Annotated in this window: 15 protein-coding genes; 2 read left to right on the plus strand and 13 right to left on the minus strand. The window is 70.6% G+C overall.

Going from position 1 to position 17,833, the window contains the following annotated elements:
• The first annotated feature begins 102 nt into the window (after positions 1 to 102).
• Complete coding sequence (locus OG852_RS48195) at positions 103 to 1,014, plus strand: helix-turn-helix transcriptional regulator (protein ID WP_330346824.1); 912 nt, start codon at positions 103 to 105, stop codon at positions 1,012 to 1,014.
• A gap of 101 nt (positions 1,015 to 1,115) precedes the next feature.
• Here OG852_RS48195 and OG852_RS48200 read toward each other — a convergent pair whose 3' ends face one another.
• From OG852_RS48200 to OG852_RS48250, 11 genes are all read right to left on the minus strand, one after another.
• Entirely contained in the window at positions 1,116 to 1,523 is a 408-nt protein-coding gene (locus OG852_RS48200; protein WP_330351370.1) for a HEAT repeat domain-containing protein, read from the minus strand.
• Positions 1,524 to 1,777: 254 nt separating this feature from the next.
• Entirely contained in the window at positions 1,778 to 2,542 is a 765-nt protein-coding gene (locus OG852_RS48205) for an MBL fold metallo-hydrolase (RefSeq protein WP_330346823.1), read from the minus strand.
• Between the two features lie 347 nt (positions 2,543 to 2,889).
• On the minus strand, positions 2,890 to 3,270 hold the full coding sequence (locus OG852_RS48210; protein ID WP_330346822.1) for a VOC family protein: 381 nt from the start codon (positions 3,268 to 3,270) through the stop codon (positions 2,890 to 2,892).
• A gap of 5 nt (positions 3,271 to 3,275) precedes the next feature.
• Positions 3,276 to 4,001, minus strand: coding sequence for an L-ribulose-5-phosphate 4-epimerase AraD (gene araD, locus OG852_RS48215; protein ID WP_133916219.1), 726 nt, complete (start codon positions 3,999 to 4,001; stop codon positions 3,276 to 3,278).
• Between the two features lie 14 nt (positions 4,002 to 4,015).
• The gene (araA, locus tag OG852_RS48220; protein ID WP_330346821.1) at positions 4,016 to 5,533 is read right to left on the minus strand and encodes an L-arabinose isomerase; all 1,518 of its coding nucleotides are present in this window, start codon (positions 5,531 to 5,533) and stop codon (positions 4,016 to 4,018) included.
• A gap of 21 nt (positions 5,534 to 5,554) precedes the next feature.
• Complete coding sequence (gene araB, locus OG852_RS48225) at positions 5,555 to 7,246, minus strand: ribulokinase (protein ID WP_330346820.1); 1,692 nt, start codon at positions 7,244 to 7,246, stop codon at positions 5,555 to 5,557.
• A 58-nt stretch (positions 7,247 to 7,304) separates the two neighbouring features.
• Positions 7,305 to 9,350 carry an RICIN domain-containing protein gene (locus tag OG852_RS48230; RefSeq protein WP_330346819.1) on the minus strand — a complete coding sequence of 682 codons (2,046 nt, stop codon included), beginning with the start codon at positions 9,348 to 9,350 and terminating at the stop codon, positions 7,305 to 7,307.
• A gap of 104 nt (positions 9,351 to 9,454) precedes the next feature.
• Positions 9,455 to 10,975 (minus strand): arabinosylfuranosidase ArfA, encoded by a 1,521-nt coding sequence (gene arfA, locus OG852_RS48235; RefSeq protein WP_133916223.1) that lies wholly within the window; start codon positions 10,973 to 10,975, stop codon positions 9,455 to 9,457.
• Between the two features lie 71 nt (positions 10,976 to 11,046).
• A complete protein-coding gene (locus tag OG852_RS48240) occupies positions 11,047 to 11,937 on the minus strand; it encodes a carbohydrate ABC transporter permease (RefSeq protein WP_330346818.1) in 891 nt (296 codons plus the stop codon).
• Positions 11,934 to 12,917: a carbohydrate ABC transporter permease gene (locus OG852_RS48245; protein WP_330346817.1), complete on the minus strand. Its 984-nt coding sequence runs from the start codon at positions 12,915 to 12,917 to the stop codon at positions 11,934 to 11,936. The genes OG852_RS48240 and OG852_RS48245 overlap by 4 nt, the downstream gene beginning before the upstream one ends.
• 98 nt (positions 12,918 to 13,015) lie before the next feature.
• Positions 13,016 to 14,374: an ABC transporter substrate-binding protein gene (locus OG852_RS48250; protein WP_330346816.1), complete on the minus strand. Its 1,359-nt coding sequence runs from the start codon at positions 14,372 to 14,374 to the stop codon at positions 13,016 to 13,018.
• Between the two features lie 611 nt (positions 14,375 to 14,985).
• On the opposite strand from OG852_RS48250, the gene OG852_RS48255 reads away from it, so the two are divergent.
• Complete coding sequence (locus tag OG852_RS48255) at positions 14,986 to 16,029, plus strand: LacI family DNA-binding transcriptional regulator (protein WP_133916226.1); 1,044 nt, start codon at positions 14,986 to 14,988, stop codon at positions 16,027 to 16,029.
• Positions 16,030 to 16,294: 265 nt separating this feature from the next.
• Here the strand turns inward: OG852_RS48255 and OG852_RS48260 are convergent, their stop codons facing one another.
• Positions 16,295 to 17,239, minus strand: coding sequence for a class I SAM-dependent methyltransferase (locus OG852_RS48260; RefSeq protein WP_330346815.1), 945 nt, complete (start codon positions 17,237 to 17,239; stop codon positions 16,295 to 16,297).
• Between the two features lie 176 nt (positions 17,240 to 17,415).
• Positions 17,416 to 17,826, minus strand: coding sequence for an HGxxPAAW family protein (locus tag OG852_RS48265; protein ID WP_133916228.1), 411 nt, complete (start codon positions 17,824 to 17,826; stop codon positions 17,416 to 17,418).
• Between the last annotated feature and the right edge of the window lie 7 nt (positions 17,827 to 17,833).

Below are 17,833 nucleotides of genomic sequence, written 5' to 3' on the forward strand. Positions count from 1 at the left end.
GGGTCCGACGTTCGTCCACCGGTGAGCCGCGAGGAAGGTCCGCTCCTACCTGGGTCCAGCAGGGCCAGGCAGGGGTGCCGGCGGCGGCGTACCGTCGATGAGATGGAGACGACCATCGGTGAATTCCTGCGCACCCGACGCGAGCGCATCACGCCCGAACAGGCGGGGCTGCCCCCCAGCCTCACGCGGCGGCGGGTACCGGGACTGCGACGCGAGGAGGTCGCCCTGCTCGCCGGTGTCAGCCCGGACTACTACCAACGCCTGGAGCAGGGGCGTACCCCGCAGGTCTCCGACCAGGTGCTCGACGCCGTCGCACAGGCACTCGCCCTCTCGGACGTGGAGGCCGAGCACCTTCGCAACCTGGCCCGTCCGCGTCGAGCCGACACCAAGGCGAGAACCACGCCGCGGGCATCGAGAGCGGTGCCCGACGAGCCGCTGGTCCGGCTGCTGGAAGCCATGGGGGACGCGCCGGCGTTGCTGCTCGGCGCCCGCCTCGACATCGTGGCGGCCAACGCCGCGGCCGAGGCCGTGTTCGACGTGAGCGGCATGCCGCAGCCCCGCAACGCGGCCCGAGAGATGTTCCTGCGCCCAGAGGCCCGAGCCCGGTACGCGAACTGGGAGGCGATCGCCGCGGAGACCGTCGCCCAGCTGCGCCTGCTCACCGGGCGCCGGCCCGACGACGCCGAGCTGGCCGCGCTGGTCGGTGAGCTGGCCATCCGCAGCGAGCCGTTCCGGCGGATGTGGGCGACCGGCGACGTACGGGAGAAGCGGCTGGGCGTCACCCGCATCGTGCACCCGCTCGTCGGCACGCTCGAGTTCGACTACCACATGCTGACCGTGCCCGCCCGCCCCGATCGCTCACTGCTCACCTACCTGCCGCGGCCCGGCTCCCCGACGGCTGAGGCCCTCGGGATGCTGCTGAGCTGGGTCGCCGACCGATCCGACCCGGCCGGCCGGGAAGTTCCCGCCGCGGCATCGCAGTCCGACGGGGACGCGAGGCCGGCAACCGCCTGAGCGTTCTTTTGGGCCCGGTTCGAGGGTGTCCCGTCAGCCCAGAAACGCCTTCCCCGGGCGACGGCTGCATGGGAACCGGACCACCGGCAGGCCGATTCAGGTCAACACCTTGTGCCGTCTGTCCACGCCGAGATCTCCGAGGCACCCCGCCGGACAGCCTCATCCCGGTCCCGGGCGAGTTTCACGCAGGCCGCTGCGACGTCCGGCCCACCGTCCGATCCCATGAGCCCGTCATGCACTCCGGTCTGCATCCAGTCAGCCTGGTTGCCGTCGGCCTCGACAACCGCGAGAGCGATGAGCCTCACCGCGGCCACCGTCCCCACCCGGGCCAGCGCCTTTGCCGTCTGTCGCGTCACCGCTGTGTCCTCGACGTCCAGCAGCAGCCCCACCAGCACTTCCGCGGCCTCAGGAACATCGGCGAAGGAAGCAAGGTCACGCCCGGCGCGAACACGTTCCGTCCACGAAGGAGACGACGCCCCGGACAGGGCCGCCTCCCACCCACTCGTCATCTCCGGCACGACCAGACAGTCTCATGCCCCACGAAGAAGATCGAACCTCGGACCGAGGCCGCCCACCGGCTCGACGAAGAACACAGAGGCACCCCCGGCCGCCCGCGAGGCCATTCGCGCCTAGTCGCGGCGTACGCGAGTCCGACCTCCACCGGCGTGGACGCCGCCACGGGCTGCACGGGCTGCACGGCCGGCAGGGCGGCCCGGAGCGCGCCGGGACGCCGTACGGCCCGGCATCAGGGCGATGTAAGGCCCTACCGCCCTCGTGCCTGCTCCAGGTTCGACCGGTGGGGGCCGGAGAGCCAGTCCGCGTGCGGCCCAAGGCGCGCGTCGGCGGGTTCCTCTCCTCGCCGGAGCGCGTCGATGTAGGCGTGATCGGCGGCGAGGCGGGCGGCCACCTGGGGGCCCTCGGCCACCGCGCCGTGGCCGGGGATGACGACGTCGGCATGCCGGGCGGCCTCGTCCAGCCGGTCGAGTGCCGTCTCGTAGGCGTTCACCTGATCGTCCTGGCGAACGTCGAAGAGCGGGATCAGGACGTCGGAGAGCATGTCGCCGGCGAGCAGGACGCCATGGTCCCGGAGGAGGATCGCGGCGTGGCCGACAGCGTGCGCCCGATGCTCGACGATCTCGCCCGGCACGGGGCCGCCGTCCGCGGGCAGCGGGGTGACGAGCGCGATCAGCTCCAGCGGGATGCCCGACGCGCTCTGCGCCGCCATCGCCTGCGCCCGCTCCCGGGCTTCACCGGCTACCTGGGCGGCGGCGGGGGTCGCGTAGCGCGGCACGTCGCCGAACCGCGGATGCCAGAGCAAGTGGTCCCAGTGGGGATGGGTGGAGAACCCGGCGGCCACCGGGATGCCGAGCTGGTCCACGGCATCGGCGAGCTGGTCCAGCTCGGAGCCGTCGATGCCGGGATCGATCAGGATCAGCCCGTCCTCCCCGCGCACCACGACGGAATTGCTCCAGACCCACTCGCTCTGCCGGACCCAGACGCCGTCGGCCACCTGATTCAGCTTGTCCATGTCCGCTCCCATCGGTTGTCTACGGTGCTGAGACCGCGATCCGCAGCCGGACTCATCGCTTCCGCGGCCGGACGCGACGTTGCGGTTGAGGTGAAAAGGCGAAGCTGCGGGTGGTGGTGTCTGGTGGGTGGGGCCGGGAACCCCGCGCACCGTTCACGACGCGCCGGTTCCGTAACCGGGCCCGCCGCGGGGCGCCCTCCGTGGGGACGGGAAGGCGCCCCGAGGTCCGGGTCCGCCCAAGGACCCGGACCTCGCGGTGGGCGGTGGCTGCCTCACCGCCGCCCGATGGAGTCCGTCCTCGCCGAGCGGATCGGCGGGCCGCCCGCCCGAGACCGCCGGCGTACTCGTCATGGCCACACGGTGGCCCGTGCCCGGAACGTGTCGGGGTCGCTCTCCACCGGTAGGACGCACAGCACATGACCGCCCGGCACGCGCAGCACACGGCACTCCTGCCACCGCGAAACCTGCTCGGCGCCCAGGGCGACCAAGCGCGCGGTTTCCGATTCGACGTCGTCGGTCTCGATGTCGAGGTGGATACGAGGGGCGTCGTCGACCGCCTGGACCGCGGTGATCAGCCCTGGCAGAGCCTGGTGGAGCGTGGTGAACTGCGGTGCCGGTGGGAACGGTCGGGCCGTCGCACCGAGAGCCGCCGCCCAGAACTCCGCCGCCCGGGCGGCCTCGGCATCGGGCGTGTCGATCAGTACCGCGTATACGCGGCTTCTGTGCACCACCGTCACCGCATCACCGGGGCGGCCGGATTGCCGTAGTAGGCGTCGGGGCCGTGCTTGCGGGTGTAGTGGCGGTTCAGGAGGTGGGCGGGGGGCGGACTCGTCGGTGACAGGGACATGGTGTGCAGGGCGATGTCGGCGACGGCCTCGCAGATGATCGCGTGCTCCAGGGAGGCGCGGGCGGTGGCGCCCCAGGTGAAGGGGCCGTGGCCCGCGACGAGGGCGGCGGGGACCTCGAGGGCCCGCTGGTCGTCGCCGCCGAGGAGCTCCACGACGACGTGGCCGGTGTGGTACTCGTAGTCCTTCGCGCACTCCTCCACGGTGAGGTCGCGGGTGACCGGCACGGGGCCGTTGAACGTGTCGGCGTGGGTGGTGCCGAGGACGGGGATGTCCCGGCGGGCCTGGGCGAAGGCGACCGCGTGGGTGGAATGGGTGTGGGTCACGCCGCCGACGGACGGGAACGCCAGGTACAGGCAGCGGTGGGTCTCGGTGTCGGTGGAGGGGCGCAGATCGCCCTCGACCACCGCGCCGTCGGACAGGCGGACCGTCACCAGGTCGGCCAGGGTCAGGGCCTCGTAGGGGACCCCGGAGGGCTTGATGACGAACACCCCCGCCTCGCGGTCGACGCCGCTGACGTTTCCCCAGGTCAGGGTCGCCAGGCCGACCTGGGGGATGGCGAGGTTCGCCTCCAGTACCTCTTCGCGCAGGCCCTGGCGGACAACTGTGGACATCGTGGTCTCCTTCGTCACAGGGCCTGGGCGAGGCGGTGGTAGGCGGCGTTCCAGCGGATTTCCTTGCCGAACTGCTCGGTGGTGGTGTTCTCGTCGATGGTGAGCAGTTCGACGCCGGTCATGGCGGCGTAGTCGGTCAGGGTCTCGACGTCGACCGCCGAGCTGAGCACGGTGTGGTGCGGGGCGCCGGCCAGCAGCCAGCTCTCCGCCGATTCCGCCAGGGACGGACGCGGCTGCCATACGGCCCGGGCCACCGGCAGCCGACGCAGGGGTTCGCTCGGGGCGACGACGTCGACGGCGTTGGCCGTGAGGCGGAAGCGGTCGCCGAGGTCGGAGAGGCCGACGACCACGGCGGGCCCCGCGCAGGCGTTGAAGACCAGGCGGACCGGGTCCTGGCGGCCGCCGATGGACAGGGGGTGGATCTCGCAGCGGGGGCGGTCGGCGGCCACGGAGGGGCAGACCTCCAGCATGTGGGCGCCCAGGACGCGCGGGGTGCCGGGGCCGAGGTGGTAGGTGTAGTCCTCCATGAAGGTGGTGCCGCCGGGGCGTCCGGCGCCCATGACCTTCATCGTGCGCAGCAGGGCCGACGTCTTCCAGTCTCCCTCGCCGCCGAAGCCGTAGCCGTCGGCCATCAGGCGCTGGACGGCGATGCCGGGCAGCTGGCGCAGGCCGCCGAGGTCCTCGAAGTTGGTGGTGAAGGCGGTGAAGCCGCCCTCGTCGAGGAAGGTGCGCAGACCGAGTTCCAGACGGGCCGCGTACAGCAGCGAGTCGTGGCGGACACCGCCGGGGCGCAGGGCCGGGACGACGTCGTACGACTGCACGTACTCGTCGGCGAGTTCGGCCGCCGCCTTGTCCTCGACGTCGTCGACCACGGCGACCAGGTCGTTGACGGCGTAGGTGTTGACGGAGAAGCCGAACCGCAGCTGGGCCTCCACCTTGTCGCCCTCGGTCACGGCGACGTCGCGCATGTTGTCGCCGAAGCGGGCGAGCCGGAGCGTCCGCGAGGCGTGGCGGCCGGCGGCGGCCCGGGCCCAGGCCCCGATGCGCCGGATCACCCTCGGGTCGGTCGCGTGACCGGCGACGATCTTGCGGTCGACGCCGACGCGGGACTCGATGTGCCCGAACTCCCGGTCGCCGTGGGCGGCCTGGTTGAGGTTCATGAAGTCCATGTCGATGCTCGGCCAGGGCAGCGACAGGTTGTACTGGGTGTGCAGATGCAGCAACGGCCGGTCCAGGGCGCTGAGTCCGGCGATCCACATCTTCGCCGGGGAGAAGGTGTGCATCCACACGATCACGCCCACGCACGTGTCGGAGGTGCTCGCCTCCTGGCACATCCGGCGGATCGACTCGGCGTCGGTCAGCACCGGCTTCCACACGATCCTGACCGGGACCTTCCCGGGGCGGCCGAGGGTCTCGCAGATGCTGCGGGACTGGTCGGCGACCTGGCGCAGCACGTCGTCGCCGTACAGGCCCTGGCTTCCGGTGAGGAACCAGATCTCCTGGCTGTCGTAGGGCCTTTCGGAACTGGTCATGAGCATTCCCTTCACAGTGGGTCAGGCGGAGGTCTGCGCACGCATGCGGCGCAGGCGGTGCATGACGTCGTTGGTGCCGCGGCCGAAGTAGTCGTGCAGGACGCGGTATTCGCGGTAGAGGCGCTCGTAGGCCGCCGCCCGCTGGGGGTCCGGGAGGTAGACCCGGCGGTGCACCTTGCCCATGGCGTGGGCCGCGGCGCGGATGTCGGGGTACGCCCCGGCGGCCACGGCGGCGTGCATCGCGGCGCCGAGGGCCGGGCCCTGGGCCGAGCCGATGATGCTCAGCGGGCGGCGCGTGACGTCGGCGTAGATCTGCATGAGCAGGGCGTTCTTCGTCAGGCCGCCCGCGATGATCAGTTCCGTCACGGGTACGGCCGCGGACTCGAAGGCGTCGATGATGGTGCGGGTGCCGAAGGCGGTGGCCTCCAGCAGGGCGCGGTAGACGTCCTCAGGGCGCGTGGAGAGCGTCTGGCCGATCAGCAGGCCGCTGAGGTCGTGGTCGACCAGGACGGACCGGTTGCCGCTGTGCCAGTCGAGGGCGAGAAGGCCGTGTTCGCCCACCTTCTGCCCGGCCGCGAGGGCGGTCAGGTACTCGTGCGGGCTCTGGCCGGCCGCGGCCGCCCGCTCGGCGTACTCGGCGGGCAGGCCCGTGCGGACGAACCAGGCGAAGATGTCGCCGACACCGCTCTGCCCGGCCTCGTAGCCCCACAGTCCGGGCAGGATGCCGCCGTCCACGACCCCGCACATGCCGGGCACGACACCCTGCCGGTCGGAGCTCATGACGTGGCAGGTGGAGGTGCCCATGATGGCGACCATCTGGCCCGGCTCCACGGCGACCGCCGCCGGGGCGGTGACATGGGCGTCGACATTGCCGACGCAGACGGTGATGCCCTGCGGCAGCCCGGTCCAGGCGGCGGCCTCGGCAGTCAACACCCCTGCCGGGTCGCCGAGTCGGCCGATCGGCTGGTCCAGCTTGGTTGTCACGAAGCCGGCGAAGTCCGGGTGCAGCGCCGCCAGATACTCGGGCGAGGGATAACTCCCGTCCTGGTACTGGCCCTTGTAGCCCGCAGTGCAGGCGTTGCGGACGTACGTCCCGCACAGCCGCCACACGATCCAGTCGGCCGCCTCCAGCCAGCGCTCGGTGCGCCGGTAGATCTCGGGATCCTCCTCCAGGACCTGGAGCGCCTTGGCGAACTCCCACTCCGAGGAGATCTTCCCGCCGTACCGCTCCAGCCAGGGCTCCTTCCTCTCGGCGGCCAGCGCGTTGATCCGGTCGGCCTGGCCCTGGGCGGCGTGGTGGCGCCACAGCTTGGCGTAGGCGTGCGGACGGTTGTCCAGGCCGGGGAGTTCGCACAGCGGGGTGCCGTCGGCGAGGGCCGGCAGGACCGTGCAGGCGGTGAAGTCGGTGCCGATGCCGATGACGTGCTCCGGCCGCACTCCGGCGCGGGCGAGAGCCTCGGGTACGGCGTTGCGGAGTACGTCGATGTAGTCCGAGGGCACCTGCAGGGCCCAGTCGGGGGGCAGCCGGGTGCCGTCGGGCAGGTTCCGGTCGAGGACGGCGTGGGCGTAGACGTGCTCCGCCGAGGCCAGTTCCGCGCCGTCGCCGACCCGTACCACCACGGCACGGCCGGACAGGGTTCCGAAGTCGACGCCCACGACACAGGTTTCTTCAGACACGGGCGACCCCTCCCTCTCGTTCGGTATGACAGTCATCGTTCGGGATGCTGGACAATGGGGTGGGGGCCCGGCCGCGACCGGGCCCCCTGGCGGGTCAGTTGACCCGCACGACCTGCCACAGTTCGTCGTCGGCGCCGTTGTCCGCCGACTGGACGATCAGGGCTCCGTTGGCGGTGGAGGCGGAGGCGACGTCCGCGACCAGGCCGCTGGCGGAGTTGACGAGCTTGAAGTAGCCGCCTCCCGCGTCCGTGAGCGTCCACTTCTGGGAGCTCGCGCCCGACGACGCGTTCTGGACGACGGCCGCGCCGGCCGAGGCCGAGCCGTTGTTGTCGAGGAACAGACCGCTGTTGACGTTCTTCACGGTCCACGCCCCGCCGCTCTGCGACGTAAACGTCCACAGCTGGCAGTTGTTGGCGGTGTTCACCCACTGGCCGGCCTGCTTGCCCGCCGTGGTGGAGGCGCCGGGGATCTCCAGGAACTTGCCGCTGTTCTTGTTGACCAGCCGGTACTGGCCGGTGGACAGGGTGGGCAGGGCGGTCTGGGTGAGGTTCCAGCGCTGGCAGGCGCAGCCGGTGTCGGACCACTGCCCGGCGGCGGTGCCCACGGTGGTGGAGGCGCTGGGGATCTCCAGGTACTTGCCGCTGATCCGGTTGGTGGCGGTGAAGCCGCCCGCCGGGTTCGGGGCGAGGGCCCACTCGTGGTCGAGGGTGCCGTTGTCGTCCCACTGCAGGACCTTGGCGCCGTTGGCGGTGGACTGGTTCTGCACGCCGAGGACCTTGTTGCTGGCCACGTTGAAGATCTTGAAGTAGCCGGAGGTCTGCTGGACGAACTTCCACCGCTGGTCGGTGGCGTTGTCGGCATTCTGCTGGGTGGCGCCCACACCGTTGGTGGTGGAGCCGCCCGCGATGGCCAGCATCAGGTGGCTGTTGGCGTTGGACAGGGTGTAGGTGGCGCCGTCGGAGATGCCGCCGCCCAGGTCGATCGTGCCGTAGGTGACCGGGTTGAGGCCGGTGCTGGTCAGGTGGCCGCCGCTGAGGACCAGCAGGCTGTGGCCGTCGGCCAGCGGGAGCAGGCCGCGGCTGTAGCCGCCGGGGACGGTGGAGGCGATGCGCGTCCAGGTGTTCGCGGCACCGTTCTGCGTGTTGAGGAACAGGTCGTCGCTGCTGTTGGCGCTGACCACCAGGGTGCCGTTGGCGCCGCCGGTCGGTAGCCAGGTGATGTACGGGGAGCTCTTGGGCTGGGTGCCGTCGGTCGCCTTGAGGGCGATGCCGGTGGCGGAGCCGAACGCCTCCGGGTCGGAGGAGATCTTGTAGTAGACGGCGAAGCCGCCCTCGGGGGCGCCCCAGAACTCGTACGTCATCACATAGTTGCCGTTGGGCAGCTTGGCGACGACCGGCATGCCCGGACGGTCGCCGTAGGTCGAGGTGGCGACGTCGTTCACCACGGAGCCCCAGGTCAGGCCGTCCGTGGAGACCTGGTGGACGATCTTCTGGCCGTAGCTCGGGTCACGCTGGTCGGAGTAGTACACGATCAGCTTCGAGCCGGACACCATCAGGAACGGCTCCCACACCGGGGTCTTGCCGTTGGTCGGGTCGGCCTCGCCGCCCTGCGCGATGGTGCTGACGTACGACCAGCTGACGCCGTGATCGGTGCTCGCGTACAGGTCCAGCTCGGTGGAGGACAGGTCGTTCGGGATGGAGTTGCCGGCGGCGAGGATCGTGCCGGCCGGGAAGTTGCCGATCTGGGTCGGCAGTTCGTACAGGAACGGCTGGTAGCGGTTGCCGAAGCCGTTGTGGGTGTCGCTGATGCTGGAGATCTGCGTCCAGCTGTTGCCGTTGTCGGTGCTGCGGTAGACCGGGAAGACGGGGGTGCCCGAGCTGTACTGCTCGAAGGTGGCGAGCAGGGTGCCGTTGGAGGATCCGCTGTACTGCAGCCGGACCGCCCGGGGGTAGAGCGAGCCGGGTGAGGGCGTGCCGGACGGCGGGGTGTACATCGTCTGGGAGGCGCGGGAGATCGCGTGCGCCTGGCCGGAGGCGGGGAGGACGAGGGCGACGGCGGCTGCGAGCAGGGCCAGCAGCAGGGTGATCGCCTGGGTGCGGGGTACGGCGCGGAATCCGGCGCCTTCCCTGGTGGTGGACATGGGCGGCTCCCAAGAAAATGTCCGGGAAGAGGGGGTGGTGCGGGACCCGCCGCTCCCCCGGGGAGGAGGAATAGGGGCGGAACGGCGGGTGTCCGAGGGGTGGGTCAGCCGGCGCGGCGCAGCCGGACGACGTTCCAGGAGACGGGCGGCAGGGTCGCGGTGAGGCGGCCGCCGGTGACGCAACCGGTGCCGGCGGTGTACGGGCGGACGCGGTCGGGGTCGTCCTGGGTGTTGGCGGCGCGGATGTCGGGGTCGCTCAGCACCGAGTGCTCCACGGGGGTGTAGCCGGGGAACGCCCGCAGGTCGAGGGCGAGTTCGACGTTCTCGCTCTGGTGCCGGTTGACGGCGAAGACGGTGAGCTCGTCGGCGCCGTCCGCCTCCGCGAGGTGCGTGGCCACGGCGTCGACGACGGAGACCTCGCCGAAACGCTGCGTCTCATACGTCGGCGCGACCGGCTCCACCCGCAGGACCGTGCCGCGCGCGTGCCGGGCCGCCTGGGCGAAGGGGTGGAAGGTGGTCTGCCGCCAGCTCGGGCCGCCCGCCTCGCTGCGGATCGGGGCGATGACGTTGACGAGCTGGGCGAGGCAGGCGGCGGTGACCCGGTCGCTGTGCCGCAGCAGGCTGATCAGCAGCCCGCCGACGACGACCGCGTCGGCGACGTTGTACTCGTCCTCGATCACGCGCGGCGCGACGGCCCACTCGGTGGGCTTCTCCGCCGCCTCGAACCGGGTATTGTACCAGACGTTCCACTCGTCGAAGGAGAGGTTGATCCGCTTCTTGCGGCGCAGCTTGGCCCGGATGTGGTCGGCGGTGGCGACCACCGAGTCGACGAAGTGGTCCATGTCGACGCCGGAGGCCAGGAAGCTGCCGAGGTCGCCGTCGAGTTCCTCGTAGTAGGCGTGGCAGGAGATGTAGTCGACCTGGTCGTACGCCTCCTCCAGGACGGTGGCCTCCCAGGCGCCGAAGGTCGGCATCGCGGAGCTGGAGCTGCCGCAGGCGACCAGTTCGAGCTTCGGGTCGACCATGCGCATCGCGCGTGCGGTCTCGGCGGCGATACGGCCGTACTCCTGGGCCGTCTTGTGGCCGGTCTGCCAGGGGCCGTCCATCTCGTTGCCCAGGCACCACATGCGGATGCCGAAGGGGTCCGGGGCGCCGTTCTTGATCCGCTGGTCGGACCAGGCGGTGCCGCCCGGGTGGTTGCAGTACTCCAGCAGGTCCAGGGCCTCGGCGACGCCCCGGGTGCCGAGGTTGAGGGCCATCATCGGCTCGACGCCGGCCTTCTGGGCCCAGCGCTGGAACTCGTGCAGGCCGAAGGCGTTGGTCTCGGTGCTGTGCCAGGCGAGGTCGAGGCGGGTGGGGCGGTCGGCGACCGGGCCGACGCTGTCCTCCCAGCGAAAGCCCGAGACGAAGTTGCCGCCGGGATAGCGCACGGCGGTCACGCCCAGCTCGCGCACCAGGTCCAGGACGTCACGGCGCAGCCCGTCCTCGTCGGCGAGCGGGTGGCCGGGCTCGAAGATGCCGGTGTAGACGCAGCGGCCCAGGTGCTCGACGAAGGAGCCGAAGGTACGGGGACTCACGTCGGCGACGCGGAAGGCGGGGTCGACGGTCAGGGAGGCGTGCAGCATGAAGGTCGCTCCGGGAGGTGCGCGAAAAGGGGGGGGTGAACTGGCGGCCCTGTCAGGTCACTTGAGGCAGGTCACTTGAGGCTTCCGACGGTCAGACCGCCGCGCCAGTACCGCTGCAGGAGCAGGAAGGTGACGATCAGCGGCAGGATCGCGACCAGGGAGCCGGCGATGACCAGGGTGAACAGCGCGTTGGCGCCGGACTGGATCAACGCGCCCTCGTACCAGGACTGCAGGCCGACGGTGAGCGGGAACAGCTTGTCGTTGTTGAGCATCACCAGCGGCAGGAAGAAGTTGTTCCAGGTGCCGACCATGGAGAACAGCAGCACGGTCACGAGCGCCGGCTTCAGGGTCGGCAGCGCCACCGACCACAGCACGCGCAGCTCGCCGGCCCCGTCCATCCGGGCCGCCTCCAGCAGCTCGTCCGGCAGGGACTCCTGGACGTAGACCCGTACGAGGTAGACGCCGAAGGGATTGAGCAGCTGGGGCAGGATGACCGCCCACATGGTGTTGGTCAGCGCCACCTTGCTCAGCAGCAGATAGGTGGGGATGGCCAGCGCGGTGGCGGGCACCATGATGGCGCCGAGGAGGCTGGAGAAGAGCAGGTTGCGGCCGGGGAAGCGGTACTTGGCGAAGGCGTAGCCCGCGAGGGTCGCCACGGCGGTGGCGCCGACGCCGCTGACACCGGCGTAGACCGCGGTGTTGCCCATCCAGCGCAGGTACTCGCCGTCGTTGTAGGTGAACAGCTGCCGGAGGTTGGTGAAGAAGGAGCCCGGCGAGTGGAACCACAGGGCGGCGGTGGAGAACAGCGCGTCGTTGCCCTTGGTGGCGGCGACGACCAGCCACCAGAACGGCAGCAGGAAGTACAGGATCATCGCCACCATCACCACGTTGACGGTGACGCGTCCGCGCGCGGCCAAGGCACGGCGGGAGACGGGCAGGGCGGTGGCTGCGGCGGTGGTCACTTCAGTCCGCTCCTCTTGCGCGCAACGAACAGGAAGATGTAGGAGCCGATGAAGACCACCGCTCCGAGGGAGAAGGAGATGGCGGCGGAGTAGTTGAACTCCGAGTACTGGAACGCCAGGTTGTAGGCGTACAGGTTGGGGGTGTAGTCCGGCGTGATCACGGAGGAGGCGCTGTGCTCCAGGACCCGCGGTTCGGTGAAGAACTGCAGGGTGCCGATGAGGGTGAACATCAGGGTGAGCACCATCGCCGAGGAGATCATCGGGATCTTGATGCGCAGGGCCGTCTGGAGCTGGCCGGCGCCGTCGAGCTTCGCCGCCTCGTAGACCTCGCGGGGCAGGCCCTGCAGGGCGGCGTACAGGACGATCATGTTGTAGCCGGTCCACTGCCAGGTCACGATGTTGCCGAGCGAGGTCAGCATCAGATCGTGCGAGAGCAGGTCGACCTTGCCGAGGCCGAGGGAGTGGCTGATCGAGTTCACCGGGCCGAAGGTCGGGCTGTAGAGGAAGCCCCACATCAGGGCGCCGATCACCGCGGGCACGGCGTACGGCATGAACAGGGTCATGCGGAAGACCTTGGCGAGGCGGCTGGTGACCTCGTCGATGATCAGCGCGCCCAGCAGGGCGAGGCCGAGCATCAGCGGGATCTGCACCACACCGAAGACGACGACTCTGCGCACGCCGGACAGGAACTGCGGGTCGGTGAAGGTCTGCTTGTAGTTGGCGAACCAGCTGAAGTGGTCGCCGCCGACCAGGGTGGAGGTCCTCAGGCTGAGCCAGAAGGCGTAGCACAGGGGGGCCACCAGGAAGGCCAGGAAGAGCAGGAGGAACGGGCTGACCAGCAGCAGGCCCATGCCCTTGTGCCGGGTGCGGGCGGACAGCCCGCCGGGGCGCCGGCCCGCCACGGGAGTGCGAAGTCCCTTCGCGGGGACGGCACGTGGGGGTGCCGTCGCGGTGGATCCCTGCTGTCGGAGCAGGCTCATCACTTCTCCTTGCGCGTGGTGCGGGCCCCCGCCGGCGGCGGAGCTGTCGGGCGCGGGCGCGCCGGCGGGGGCGGTGGGGAGTCGGGACCCGGGGCCGGTTACTGGCTGACCTTGAATCCCTGCTTGCTCGCGTAGGAGGTCACCTGCTGCTGGACGTCGTCGTTGACGGACGACCAGGCGCTCTGGCCCTGGAGGGCCTTGCCCACCTCACTGGTGTCGGTGTTGTAGGCGTAGTCCTGGAACGGGCTCCAGTCGAAGGCCGAGATGCCGTTCGCGGCGGGCACGAACACCGAGTTGATCTGCTGGCCGCCGAAGAAGTCGTACTTCTTGGACTTGAAGTACGCCCCGTTGAGGATCGGGTTGGACAGCGGGAAGAGGTACGCCTGGTCGATGCCGATCTTCCAGGCCGCCTCGGAGGTGCCGAACAGCTCCCGGGCGACCTCGGTGGCCTCCTTGGGATGCTTGGTCTGCGAGGTCACCGAGAAGCTCGAACCGCCCCAGTCGCCCTGGGCGTTGCCGCCGGCCGTCCACTGCGGCAGCGGGGCGACACGCCACTTGCCGGCGGTCTTCGCGGCGACGCTGGAGAGGTAGCCCGGGCCCCAGCCGGCCGCGATGTAGGTGGCGTACTTGCCGCTGCTCAGGCCGTTGTAGAAGTCGGTGGTGGCGTACGACTGGGTGTCGACCAGCTTGTTCTTGACCAGGTCGCCCCAGTACTCGTACACCTTCTTGGCGCTTGCGTCGTTCAGCTTCACGCCGATGTCCGGCAGCTTGCTCGCCGAGTAGGTGTAGGGGCGGGAGCCGGCCTGCCAGGTCAGGCCCTGGCGCCAGCCGGCGGCGGTCTCGTCGCTGCCGAAGTCGGTCATGTAGGCGCTGGGGTCGGCCTTGTGCAGCTTGGCCGCCTCCTCCTTGTACTGCGCCCAGGTGGTCGGCACCTTGAGGTCGTACTTCTTGAAGAGGTCGGCCCGGTACATCATCGCCATCGGGCCGCCGTCGACCGGGATGGCGTAGACGTGGTCGCCGTCGGAGGCCTGCTTCCAGGCCCAGTCGACGTAGTTGCCCTTGTCCTCGTTCGCACCGTACTTGCCCATGTCGAGCAGACCCTTGGTGAGCTGGATGGTCGGCAGCTCCTGGAACTCCAGCATGACGACGTCCGGGGCGCCCTGGCCCGCCTTCAGCGCGGTCTTCAGCTTGGTGTACTCGTCCTGGCCGACGCCCGCCTGCACCCAGTCGACCTGGACGTCCTTGTGGGTCTTGTTGAACTGGGCCACGACCTGCTTGAACTGCGGGTACCAGGCCCACACCTTGATGTGCACGGGACCGCTCGGCGCACCGCTGGAGCTGCCGCCGCCGCCCCCGCCGCCGCAGGCCGCGAGGAGCACACCGGCGAGGGCGGCGGAGGTCGCCGCGAACGCTGTTCGGCGGACGGAACGGAGCTGGGGCTTTCTGCTGGACGACATGAGCGGTCTCCTGGGTGTGGTGCCCGAGGGCAGGACGGAGTAGGGGAGGTGCGGGGTGCGGAACGGTGTGCAAAGGCGCGCCGGGCGCACGGAGGACGGGCGTGAGGGCGGTGAACGGGGTGCGGGCGTTGCGGGCACGCCGTCGCGGGTGAAGGGCGGCTGCCGCGGGCGCGAGGCGCTCGGGTGTGCTGCCCGCCTACGGATGCCGGCGGGCGGACGTCGATCGACGCGGGAGGGTGGGCGTGCGCGACGTCGGTGAGGGGGGAGGCGGCTCGGTGATCAGCGCGGCGGGCGCGCCGGACGACGGCTCAGACCGCGGTGAGTAAAGAGTGATGCCCCATCAGGACGGGTGCGGCTCCCGGCCCGTGAGAGGTTGCTGGTCCCACAGCAGCTCCTCCTGTTCATCCCCGTGATCGCTCGCGGGGATCCGGTCCGCGGCGCGGTGACGCCACGGTCCCTGGGTATCTGATCCGCTGGGACCAGGCCCTTCTGCTACGCTTTGCAGCGCTGCAAAAGTGTTAACCGAGAAGTTGCCGCGCTGCAAGAGGCGCAGGCGACCTCTTGAGGGAAAATTTCAGCGCTGAAACCGACATCTGGGATGAAGGTGACATATGGCTAAGGGCGTCACACTCCGCGACGTCGCGGAGCTCGCCGGCGTCTCCAGCCGGACCGTGTCCAACGTGGTCAACGGCTACGCCCCCGTCGCCGAGGCCACCCGGGTCCGGGTTCAGCAGGCCGTCGACCAGCTCGGCTACCGGCCCAACGTGCTGGCCCGCAACCTCGCCGCGGGGCGCTCGGGCCAGATCGCCGTCGTGGTGCCCTACCTGGACACGCCGTACTTCGCCGAACTCCTGCAGGGCATCATCCGCGCGGCCCGCGTCCAGGGCTACAACGTCCTGATCGACCAGACGGACGGCGACGCCGAGCACGAGAAGCAGTTCCTCACCCGGGGCTCCCAGTCCCTTCTCTTCGACGGCGTCATCTTCAGCCCCCTCGGCCTCGCCCAGTCCGACCTCTCCGGGCGGGATCCGGGCCTGCCGCTCGTCGTGCTCGGCGAGCGGGTGAGCGACGGCGGTTTCGACCATGTCGGCATCGACGACGTGGCCGCCTCCCTGGAGGCGACCGAGCATCTGCTCGGCCTCGGCCGGCGCCGCGTCGCCGCGATCGGCGACCAGCCCTACCGCACCGGCGAGGCGGCCCAACTGCGCACCCGGGGCTACCGGTTGGCACACGAGCGGGCCGGACTGGCCGTCCGCGAGGAACTCGTCGTCTCCACCCCGCGCTTCAACCGCTCCGACGGAGCGAGCGCCATGGCCCACCTCCTCGACCTGGAGGAACCGCCCGACGCGGTCTTCTGCTACAGCGACCTCGTCGCCCTGGGCGCCCTGCACACCCTGGCCGCACGCGGACTGCGCGTCCCCGAGGACGTCGCCGTCGTCGGCTACGACGACATCGAGGACGGCCGCTACTCCAATCCGTCCGTCACCACGGTCTCCCCGGACAAGAAAGTGATCGCGGAGACGGCGGTGGAACGACTGCTCAAGCGGATCGGCAGCCCGACCCCCGTCCCGGGCAGGGAGATCCGGGCGCCGCACCGGCTGATTCCACGAGCCAGCACCATGGGGCGACCCGCGGCGCCAGCCGACGGATCGTGAGCACGGGGGCGGGCGCAAGACGGGTACCTGCCGCACCGGGACCCGCCGACGACCGCGCCCACGGCCGCGCACGGCAGATCCAGCGGGCAAGCCGTAGAACGCCAGGAGTTCCCCGGTCTCGTCGGTGACCTTCCCGCCGATGACGCCGATCAGGACCATGACGCACACGGCGCCGGACACCGTGACGCCGCCGCGGTCGCCGCACCGCCGCGAGCGGTCCGCCGCCGTAACGTCACCGCGCCGTGCTCGCCCACCCCGGTCCGCATCAGGCCGGACGACCGTGAGGTGATGTGCCCGGTGCTGGGCCGCGAGCCGTCCTCCGGGCCTCCTGGGGTCGGATCACTGGCGCCGCCGGGAGAACCGCGCCGAGCGAGTACAGGATGGGCAGGTAGGTGTCGCCGAAGGGGAACCGGTACAGACCGTCCGGACCCCGCGGGAGGATGTGACGACCGTCCGTCTCCGTCTGCGTGTGCTCGCCGAGCCGCTCCACGACCAGCCCCGCCGCAGCGGCCGCCGTCACGACCTCGCCGACCGAGTACGGGTACTGGGTGGACTTCCTCGGCTCGCAGGGGGCGTCGGCGTGGGCGTACGTGCCCGTCATCGCGTCATGCTGGGGCGCGCCGCCGCCGTAGGGCCAGTCGGCCACGAAGGGGTCGAACGTGAGCACCGTCTGGAAGACGGGGTGAAGGTCCACGAGAACGAGTCGGCCGCCCGGCCGCAGTGCTCTCGCAGCGCCGCCCATCCAGGCATCCAGGTCACCGATCCACGACAGGATTCCATAGGTGGCGACGACCAGGTCGAACCTGCCTGCCAGCGCATCGGGGAGGTGCTGGGTGTCCGCCTCGACGAACTCCGCGGCCAGACCCGTCTGTTCCGCCAAGGTCCGCGCTCGTGCGATCGCTGTGGGGGAGAAGTCCACGCCGGTGACGTGTGCGCCCAGGCGCGCCCAGTTCAGGGTGTCCATCCCGAAGTGGCATTGCAGGTGCAGGAGATCCTTGCCTGCCACGTCGCCCGCGAGTTCACGTTCGATCCCGCGCAGCGTCTGACCGCCGGCGAGGAATGACGGCACGTCGTACGACCGGTCTTCAGGGTCGGTTCCGTGGAACTCGGCGAGGTCGTCCCACAGGGCCCGGTTGGCCGCGAGACCGTCCCCGGCTGCTACACCGTCCTCGCAGGCACGCACGCCGTCAGGTGTGTTCTCAGCTGCCATCGAAGGCTTCCCCTCTGCATTCTGTCCAAGAGACGCTTCCGCGCAGCCGGTTGGAGGACGACCGAGGGTGTCCTGACGGCTCGGATTGTCCCGCTGGGCGTCGTTGGTGTGCATGCCCGGCACCATGCGAATGGACGCGCCGGGCCCCTGGCCGGCCCGCCCGCGCAGACGGGATCTCAGGCACGCCCTGCGCCCTGCGTGCTCGAACTCGAACGGTGCAGGCTCTGGCGCGGCGGCGAGGTGGCCGCTGTGGACGTCGGCTCTGCGAGCCTCGTGACCGCCTCGACCCGCCTCCCCGCCATGCGGCACCCAAGGCAGTCCGGGTGCCCCCGCCGGGCGCCGGGATCCTTCACCCGCCAGTCCCACTGGTCGGCTGGGCGGGGGCCGCTGGGCTTCCCCCAGCCCGCCAGGTGCAGGAGCCAGGTGATGGCCGCGGCCAGGGCGATCACCGCCGTACCGGAGATGATCAACGCCGTGGAAACAGTGATCACTCCGAGGCCCGCGACGCAGAAGCCGGCCAGTGCGACGGCTGTTCCGGTCCAGCCGGCCACCGTATGACCCAGGTCCACGTTTTCGTGCGCGCCCATTTTCTCT

This window comes from Streptomyces sp. NBC_00582, from assembly GCF_036345155.1.
Classification (GTDB): domain Bacteria; phylum Actinomycetota; class Actinomycetes; order Streptomycetales; family Streptomycetaceae; genus Streptomyces.

Coding starts and splice junctions, on each gene's coding strand:
- OG852_RS48195 (WP_330346824.1), top strand. CDS start 103: ATGGAGACGACCATCGGTGAATTCCTGCGCACCCGACGCGAGCGCATC.
- OG852_RS48200 (WP_330351370.1), bottom strand. CDS start 1,523: ATGACGAGTGGGTGGGAGGCGGCCCTGTCCGGGGCGTCGTCTCCTTCG.
- OG852_RS48205 (WP_330346823.1), bottom strand. CDS start 2,542: ATGGACAAGCTGAATCAGGTGGCCGACGGCGTCTGGGTCCGGCAGAGC.
- araD (WP_133916219.1), bottom strand. CDS start 4,001: ATGTCCACAGTTGTCCGCCAGGGCCTGCGCGAAGAGGTACTGGAGGCG.
- araA (WP_330346821.1), bottom strand. CDS start 5,533: ATGACCAGTTCCGAAAGGCCCTACGACAGCCAGGAGATCTGGTTCCTC.
- araB (WP_330346820.1), bottom strand. CDS start 7,246: ATGACTGTCATACCGAACGAGAGGGAGGGGTCGCCCGTGTCTGAAGAA.
- OG852_RS48230 (WP_330346819.1), bottom strand. CDS start 9,350: ATGTCCACCACCAGGGAAGGCGCCGGATTCCGCGCCGTACCCCGCACC.
- arfA (WP_133916223.1), bottom strand. CDS start 10,975: ATGCTGCACGCCTCCCTGACCGTCGACCCCGCCTTCCGCGTCGCCGAC.
- OG852_RS48245 (WP_330346817.1), bottom strand. CDS start 12,917: ATGAGCCTGCTCCGACAGCAGGGATCCACCGCGACGGCACCCCCACGT.
- OG852_RS48250 (WP_330346816.1), bottom strand. CDS start 14,374: ATGTCGTCCAGCAGAAAGCCCCAGCTCCGTTCCGTCCGCCGAACAGCG.
- OG852_RS48255 (WP_133916226.1), top strand. CDS start 14,986: ATGGCTAAGGGCGTCACACTCCGCGACGTCGCGGAGCTCGCCGGCGTC.
- OG852_RS48260 (WP_330346815.1), bottom strand. CDS start 17,239: ATGGCAGCTGAGAACACACCTGACGGCGTGCGTGCCTGCGAGGACGGT.
- OG852_RS48265 (WP_133916228.1), bottom strand. CDS start 17,826: ATGGGCGCGCACGAAAACGTGGACCTGGGTCATACGGTGGCCGGCTGG.